7 protein-coding genes are annotated in these 8,124 nt (G+C 42.7%); 2 read left to right on the top strand and 5 right to left on the bottom strand.

Annotated elements, in window-relative coordinates:
* Positions 1–124: 124 nt before the first annotated feature.
* From K9J17_03295 to K9J17_03280, 4 genes are all read right to left on the bottom strand, one after another.
* Positions 125–2,002, bottom strand: a complete 1,878-nt coding sequence (locus K9J17_03295; protein ID MCF8275737.1) for a tetratricopeptide repeat protein — start codon at positions 2,000–2,002, stop codon at positions 125–127.
* A gap of 73 nt (positions 2,003–2,075) precedes the next feature.
* On the bottom strand, positions 2,076–2,972 hold the full coding sequence (locus K9J17_03290; protein MCF8275736.1) for a fatty acid desaturase family protein: 897 nt from the start codon (positions 2,970–2,972) through the stop codon (positions 2,076–2,078).
* Between the two features lie 44 nt (positions 2,973–3,016).
* On the bottom strand, positions 3,017–3,772 hold the full coding sequence (locus K9J17_03285; protein ID MCF8275735.1) for a hypothetical protein: 756 nt from the start codon (positions 3,770–3,772) through the stop codon (positions 3,017–3,019).
* Positions 3,765–4,532, bottom strand: coding sequence for an aspartyl/asparaginyl beta-hydroxylase domain-containing protein (locus K9J17_03280; GenBank protein MCF8275734.1), 768 nt, complete (start codon positions 4,530–4,532; stop codon positions 3,765–3,767). The genes K9J17_03285 and K9J17_03280 overlap by 8 nt, the downstream gene beginning before the upstream one ends.
* Before the next feature lie 88 nt (positions 4,533–4,620).
* Here K9J17_03280 and K9J17_03275 point away from each other — a divergent pair, with 88 nt between their 5' ends.
* Positions 4,621–5,406 carry a phytanoyl-CoA dioxygenase family protein gene (locus K9J17_03275; GenBank protein ID MCF8275733.1) on the top strand — a complete coding sequence of 262 codons (786 nt, stop codon included), beginning with the start codon at positions 4,621–4,623 and terminating at the stop codon, positions 5,404–5,406.
* The gene (locus tag K9J17_03270; protein MCF8275732.1) at positions 5,403–7,169 is read left to right on the top strand and encodes a hypothetical protein; all 1,767 of its coding nucleotides are present in this window, start codon (positions 5,403–5,405) and stop codon (positions 7,167–7,169) included. The genes K9J17_03275 and K9J17_03270 overlap by 4 nt, the downstream gene beginning before the upstream one ends.
* Positions 7,170–7,174: 5 nt before the next feature.
* On the opposite strand, the gene K9J17_03265 is transcribed toward K9J17_03270, so the two are convergent.
* Entirely contained in the window at positions 7,175–8,041 is an 867-nt protein-coding gene (locus K9J17_03265; protein MCF8275731.1) for a glycosyltransferase, read from the bottom strand.
* Between the last annotated feature and the right edge of the window lie 83 nt (positions 8,042–8,124).

The following is an 8,124-nucleotide window of genomic DNA, read 5'->3' as shown; positions in this document are numbered from 1 at the left end:
AATTACATTTTAATCTGACCAAGTGCGGTACTGGTCGAATTACTCTTTCGTTAACAAGGCTGAATCAGCTAATCTCTGTAAATCATCAAAACTCTAACCATCCTAAATCAACCCGATGGAGTGATTAGCGAGCAATCATCTCCACGTATTCTCGAAGTGCTGTGTTGACCGGGTCACGATCAAGCGCTTGATTGAATCTAGCGATGGCTTTAACAGTATCTTTTTGAGACAAAAGCAAATTTCCTGCATGAATGTAAGGCTCTGATCGTGATGGATACTCAATTAAAAACCTGCTATTATGATCTTTTGCTGATTCAAGATCATTCGATAGTAAATCGCACGAAACTGCTCGATTCCAGATTTCAGGCTCATTCAATCCATCATCAATGATTTTTGAAAACTGCTTTGCGGCTTCAGGAAACCGCTTCAAATCCATCAGACAAATAGCGTAATCCTGCCGAGCAATGGAAAAGTTAGGATTGTATTTCAACGCATTTTGATAATAGGCAAGAGCTGAATCTGGCCTCAACATATCGTACTGATAAATTACTCCAATGCGATGATAAGGCACAGGCCATCTTTCATAGATAGAAAGGGTTTCTTGATACTCACTAATGGCTTTGTACGCCAAGGGTTTCCAATCGTTAACGGTCTTATTCATGTATTCTCCCCGCAGATAGAGCGCATACAGTTCATGAAGTTTGGCCGACCTTGGACAATCTTCCACATCGGCCGCAAAAAGCGTGAGATTACTTTTCCATTGCTTATTTCTCGCAACTGTTCTGTATCCTGCTAAAACAACCATCGCGATGATGAGCACTGAGGCGGGAAGCTGTCGTGGCAACAGATCTCCATTTACCGCTTTTCCGATTACCAATTGCAAAGCACCAGTAACCATCAACGCAAAACCAATCGTTCCACCAAAAAGGACGCGTTCACCAAGAATTCCTGTATACGGATACAGCACATTTACGAACAAGGCCAGGTCGAACAATAGCACCATGGCTCCAAATCCGATCATGTTATTGAATCGAAGTCCCCTGATTGCCAAAACAATCAACCCGAGATAAGCTGCAATAGATGCATAAACCGACCAATGTGACCACGAAACAATTGGAATCTGATTGTAACCGTAATATGAACAGAGCGGAAATGGATAGACCAATAATGAAAGATAATGACCTGCTGCAGATATGATACTGGCCCATTTATCGGCCGCGGAGTCTATCTGAAAATAAGGTGTTTCGATGAAAATGAACTCTCGCAACCAATCTCCCAACATGCTTAAAACCATTACCTGATAAGCAGCAATTACCACCAGCATAGCGCCTGCTAACATGATCACTCTTTTTTTGGATTCGCCATTGTACCAAAGCAGCCAAGCCACTAGAATACCAAGCCATGGCAAAGAGGACATTTTGGAAAGAAGAGATAGCACCAGGAATAGAATGGTCATTCCCACATACTTCCGGGTCCGATAGGTAAACCACTTAAGCGAAAACTGAAAAACCAGCAGAATGAACAAAAAACTGAGAAGTTCATCTCGGTTTTTCAGACTAGCAACAACCTCAGTATGAACCGGATGGACAATGAAAATCAGCATGGCGGAAAAAAGAACCCACTTCTGTTCGGCTGGAAAAAATTGAAGTAATAAGCTGAATAGAAGACAACAGATGATTGCATACAGCACAAGATTGATCGCATGACTGATCTTCGGGTTTTCTCCGAACAACTCGAATTCCAGAGCAAAACTTGCCTTAACAAGTGGTCGATAATCAACCTGATAACTACCCCATGTGACATAATGAGTAGTAAAAATCTCTGGTAAGGCTTCCAATCCTCGTGAAACCTGATCATGTTTGGATGTAGTCACAAGCCAATCATCCAGCGCATAATCGTTTGTTAGGGTATTACCGTAAACCAGAAAAGCAAGCGCAGCGAGAAGCCAATAAAGTGAGGTCTTTTGGAAAATCGACTTTGGATCAAGCTTGTTCTTCGCCATTGCAGCAAACAAAGATAGGTTGAAGAGACACGCATTTCGTGAGAACAGCAATCATTCGTCACTATGGCACTAATCAAGAGCCTAGAGTAACCTTCCTGAATACATCTAAATATCCTCTACTGAAGTCTGAATCATCGAAGTAACCTGGAGAAAGCGCCAATTTCAAATGCAATTGCTTCAAATTGTAGCACGGAATTCCGCCATAATGGTGGTGTTCGTAATGATAGTTCAAATTATGTGGCACGAGTAAGAACTGCTCAACCCAACTGAGCTGAACGCTTCTCGCCAAACGTGTATCACTAGTGGCAAAACAGTGATCGGATATGAGCGTTACCCGAATAAGAAACTGGAAATAAGTAACTAACGGCAAAACCCAAAACAGCAAAACCGCGAGCCACAATTGGAAATAGGTGATCAGCACGGCCAAAAGGACATAATACACCGCTCGTTGAACAGACCAATTCGAAGTTTTTTTCAGCAGAACCATTGGGTCTTTTATCAATCCAAGCAATCGGTAATAGATGAAATTAATGCCCAAAAGATCTTTGACCAAGATTGATGCGAGTCGGGTTTTACTCATGGGAAACTGAAATTCAGCGTATCGTGTCAGCGCAAAATTAGGGTCGCCATTTCCACCTAAAAACCGATGATGCGCACTGTGCTGCTCGTCAAATTCATCCAACGATTTAAACAATGGCCAAGCAATAAACCATTCAGTCAACATTCGATTTAAGCGTTTGGAACGAACCAGCATATTATGATGCCCATCGTGCAGCAAAGCCCAAAGTCCCATCATGCGCGAACCGATAACAATTACCGAAAGCAGATACAAGAACCACAAATCAAAATTTACGCAAACAACAACTGCAGCAACGATCAGCGTCCAATCTCCAAGTAGGAGGAAAACGCCTTTTTTCGAATCAATTTGCTTGAGCGACCGATACTCGGAAGTTGCCAATTTACTTTTCAATGACATATAAATTCAGTTCTTTAAATGTAGTGAAAGCAACAGCGTTATGATGATGCAGCATGCATCGGAACTAGGTGAAACACGCGATCCTTGCCAACTTCCATCATCCCAAACTTGGAAAATACGTGACGACTTGTTGAATTATCTACTCTTGCTCCATTGCATATTTTCTTTAGTCCATGTTCCACTCCATAGTTGTTCCGAGAGATCATCAGGTCGTGAAAAATCTTCTTATCCCGATACTCAGGAAGAACAACGGCCAATGGTGTCATCATGATTCCATCATAAAAATCGCTCGCAACAAACGCCACTGGTTGTCCAAGCCATTCCATAAACCACAATTGTCGTTGTTCGGTCACGTACAAACGAGAATAGTATTGGGTCAGATAATTGATCTCATCTTCCAAAGTAATGAGCTCTTGTAGTCCGGGTGTTGAAAAATAACCGATCGGTCGTTCTGCATTTCCCTCCCTGATAATTCGTTCAATGGAATTGGGATCATCTCCATTGTATACTCGAACCGTTACCTCAGGATTGCAGTAATCTTCGAGAACCAATCCACCGACCTTCAACTCATAATTGACAATTTCTCCTTGGTCGTAGCACGGAATATCACTTGCTAGTAGCCATTCAATCACATCTGTCTGACGCTCATCAATGCGGACACGCACCACGTCAAATCGGCCTGTTTCAAGTTCTTCAAGAAGCGTACTTACTTCTCCATTTCGCACAACTGCTCGCCCAACCTTTAACCCGAAAAATTCAGATTCCTCAGTAGAAAAATGAATCAGATCACCCATTCCCTGTCTTGAAAGCACCTTGAAAAAACAAAATAAGTCGTACTGGAAGAGCCAATAGCTTTTGCAATATCCTTGTTAAACTGCGAGGCATGTTTTTTAACACAGGAAACTTAGTGGCCACAAACTTCATGCTTATTAGCGCAAGCGATTGCGAGCAAACCTCTGCAATTCGGTCTTTGTAGTCAGGGTGTATTACATCTACAATCAAAGCAATTCTGTATCCAGCAGAATTATTCCAAGCATAATGCCTGTGTACGATACAGAACGAAAAGGTCTTTCCGTCTTCCCAGCAAACCTCTTGTTGTCCGACCCTTAGCCCAAGCTCAGGATATTTTCCCGGGATTGAAATTCCTAAATGAGTTCTGATGATGGCGTTGGTATCTCCCAAATGCGCTTTTACCCGTACATGAGGCTCCAATATTGCTATTTGAACCATCGTCATTCCTGGGATTTGCCGCGTTACTGAATCCAGAACTGGAAATTGCTCACAGATCTTAGAATACCGTAATCCGTAAGTGTAGAGATTGATGGTTTTCCATCCTTTCTCGTGATAATCATATGGAGTAAAGTTTGAACGTATAGCATCTTTATTTTCCCCAAAATAGGTCATGATCTCTGCTTTAAGATCAGGATAATGTTGCTCGAGCAACTTATTCATCTCCCAATTTTCGGCATCATAAAAAGCTGGCATCTTTCCTTTGTACCAGGTATTATCCAAATAGAAATAGAGCGGTTCAGAAACTGTGGGCGGCTGCGTCATCCTTGCATTTTGCAACATAGGTAGCAAATATTCGGCATAGTTGAAGCTGTTCCATAACCTTGTTTTTCTGTTCAAAACCTGTTACTTCATGAAATTATTTTATGCAGATCAGAATCGCTTGATGGACAATCCTAACATCTTTTTCAAAGAGTTGACCGAACACGGATTCTCGCAGGTTTCTGACCTCGTTCCACCTTCACTTATAGATTCTTTACGAAACGAAGTTTTGAAGCGTGTTGATGATGAGGCAGACCGAATGGGTACAAAGGAGTACAACGATTACGGAAGGTTACTTTTCGCGCCTGTTTACGGAGGTCCGTTCCTTGAGATATTGGAATTGGACAAACTCTTCAAACTTGCCGAACCGTTCTTCGATGGACCTTCCATCATTTATACAATGACGAGTTCGTGTATTCCGCCAAACGCTTCCAACTACACAAATCGGATACATCGGGACAGTGAAATAAGGACGCCCCATTGCTCGCTGGCGATACAAATTCTACTGGACGACTTTACAGCGGAAAACGGTGCTCCATTGTTTTTGAAAGGCTCGCATCAATTGCTGAATTCGCCTGACTCAGATGAATTCGAAAACGAAGCAATTTTGGCAACTGGCAAGAAAGGAGACGTCACGTTTTTCGATTCACGAATTTGGCATCGCAGCACTGAAAACCATACTGACAAATGGCGATGCTGTCTACTTATCGGACTGGTTCAACCTTGGATGAAACAGCGTTTTAACGTTGAGACAATTTTGGAAGAAACCGACCTGAGTGCCTGTTCTCAAAATGCATTGAAATTGCTGGGTTTTGGAAGTCTTCCTCCAAAAAACTGGGATGCCTTTCACAACAATTCGAAGTCGGTTTTCAAATGAATCTGACGTTGACTAAGCTTTCTGACCAAAACCTGAAATGGATCATTCTCATCTGCTCAGTGCTTCTGTATGGTCTTACATTACTGAACGGATACAGTATTGATGACTACCTGGTATCAGAAAACCTAGAAATCGTAGATAAGGGCGTTGAGGGAATTCCCGAGATCCTGACCAGTTATTACTCAAAAACTGACAATGGAACTCCGTTCGCATACCGACCAATTGGCCGCATAAGCTTTGCGTTGGAACGTTCCATTTGGGGAGAACGCCTTTGGTTAAGCCATCTGATCAATGTGCTGCTTTACGCGCTAGCTGTTTTCCTCATGTTCCGATTTATGATAACGTTGATGGGAGAACAGTACCGTGTTCTTCTCATCCTCACAACGGCTTTCTTTCTATGTCACCCCATTCACACAGAAGTGGTTTGTAGCTTGAAGAACCGCGAAGAGCTTCTGAGCTTCGTTTTTGCAGTTGCTAGCTCCATTTTACTTGTCAAGTATGTGGATCAGAAACGACTTCGCTTTTTACTAGGCGCACTAGCATTGTTTCTGCTATCGCTACCAACCAAGGCTGGAAATGTCCCGTTGGCGGGGATCATGGTGCTAGGTTTCCTTTTGTTCCGAAAATGGAATTGGCGGCAGCTCTTTATTCTTGGTATTCCCTATTTCGTGATTTTCGCTGGGTACATGCTTTGGGTCAATCATTACTTTCCCAATTACATCCGAACAGAATATGCGTTTGAAGAAAGTCCTCTGAACTTCTATCCTAGCATGATTGAAAGAGTGCCAACAGGGTTTGTTGCATTGTTCTATTTTGCTCGGTTCGTATTAGTGCCGCATCCGCTTGCGTTCTTTTATGGATATGCTCAAATTCCAGTGGCCGATTGGAGCACATCTCAAGTTTACGCAGGTATTGTAATCCTAATCAGTGCTGTGGCAGCATTCTTTTATCACATCAAAAGCAAACCGATCATTTCGTTCGGAATAGGAATCTTCCTGATGTCGGTAGCACCATTTCTAAATGTGGTTGTGCCACTACCTGGAATTGTGGCAGAACGTTGGCTTCTTGTTGCCTCTATAGGCTCAAGTCTTATTCTAGCATACTTGATGATCATTCTGTCAACACATGTTCGATTTGCTAGGCTTTACATTCCCGTCACCGCGTTGCTGCTTGGCCTTTACACTTTAAGAACTGTGACCAGAATTCCCGATTGGAAATCGAGTAGAACATTGGTTTATCACGATGTAGAGATCGTAACGCGTTCGTTCGTTCCCAATTTTCTGGCTGCACGGTTTTATTATGACGATGCAGTTGCGGCAGCGTCTCCAACCGAACGGGTCCAATTCATGCAACTTGCACTAAGAAGCAATGATGTCTTGAGAGAAATCTGTAAGGACAATACGCGGTACGTTGCCAAATGTGCTGAAATCAACAACGAACTTGGAAACCGACAACAAACGGTTCAACTCGCCAAGGAACTTTACCTTGCTTCAAACGATAGGATCAATTACGTTCAACAGGCCTTAAATCTGCTACTGATGAATGATGACGCTGAAGCAGGCCTTGAATTGGCTACCGATTGGGCCAGCAGAAACCCAACTTTATCGCAGCCGATAATTTACCAAGCGAATTTTCAGCTCGCTGCGCGAGATACCGCAGCAGCCATCAGCACATTTAGAAGAGCAGTTCAGTTTCAAGATGTTGATCCTAGATTGAATGACTATGTTGAGTCGTTAGCTAGGACCTTTAAAAACAAGCCTTAACTGATTTAGCGTACAGGAGCTGACTTCGATAATCCTAAGCGTTTCAATTCCGACTGGTTTCTGTTCTTTCGTTTTCTATTCGTCCATTCTCCTAACAGATTCAGGCCGGCAAATAAGAAAAACAAGAGCAGCCATGAGCCAGATAACGTGCTCTGGCAAACGCCTACCATTGTGAGAATCAGTGCCGCCAAGCTAATCCCCAACCAAGGGATTAGTGTGTAATGGGTCAAGAGTCCAGAGACCATCCAGTAAAGAGACAAAAAGCCGTATCCACCTTTCCGATGATTTTCCGCAAGTGATCTATCGATTTCGACATACGTAAACCTACACTTGCTTTGGATGATCATTCCTTCCAACTGAATGTAATTCGGCTTCATCTTCCGTATACGAGATACTAATTGCGATGAAACAACTCTGAATGAAGAAGTGTGTATTGGGTATGTATTCGATATCAACGGTTTGATGACACCCAACACAAAATCTTTGAGCAGTTCGGTAAATCCTTCGCGCTCAACGAAACCGTAAACGACTCCGTTCTCTGGTAGTTTATCCATCATCTCCGGAACTAACTCCGGAGGAAATTTTAGGTCCTCATCTATCGTTACGATGTCGGTTTCGCCTGCATTCAGTATGCCAATGAATGTAGCCGCATGTTGTCCCAAATTATGGCTCAGATGAAGCACCGTCACTTTATCTTGTTTTTCGAAAATTCGTTTTAGGATAATCGCCTTTTCGTCATTGTTCGAATCATCAACCACCATCACAGAGCAGTCAATTCCATGAATGACGCATGTGGAAAGCGTTCTTCGAACCACCTCTTCAATTGTTTCCAATCCGTTGAAGAAAGGAATGATGACAGTTATCTTTTTCAATTATAGTGGCTTGGTGTCCAAATATGGCACAAAAAAAGAGCCCTGAGAATTCTCAGGGCTCTTTCGATCAATCGTATCAGAAC

Source organism: Flavobacteriales bacterium, from assembly GCA_021739695.1.
GTDB lineage: Bacteria > Bacteroidota > Bacteroidia > UBA10329 > UBA10329 > UBA10329.
The sequence above is the reverse complement of the archived record's forward strand: the minus strand, read 5'-3'. Positions and strand labels throughout refer to the sequence as shown.

Excerpts from the sequence above, each read along its gene's own strand:
- K9J17_03285 (MCF8275735.1), bottom strand. The coding sequence starts at position 3,772 with ATGGGTGATCTGATTCATTTTTCTACTGAGGAATCTGAATTTTTCGGG.
- K9J17_03270 (MCF8275732.1), top strand. The coding sequence starts at position 5,403 with ATGAATCTGACGTTGACTAAGCTTTCTGACCAAAACCTGAAATGGATC.
- K9J17_03295 (MCF8275737.1), bottom strand. The coding sequence starts at position 2,002 with ATGGCGAAGAACAAGCTTGATCCAAAGTCGATTTTCCAAAAGACCTCA.
- K9J17_03275 (MCF8275733.1), top strand. The coding sequence starts at position 4,621 with ATGAAATTATTTTATGCAGATCAGAATCGCTTGATGGACAATCCTAAC.
- K9J17_03280 (MCF8275734.1), bottom strand. The coding sequence starts at position 4,532 with ATGACGCAGCCGCCCACAGTTTCTGAACCGCTCTATTTCTATTTGGAT.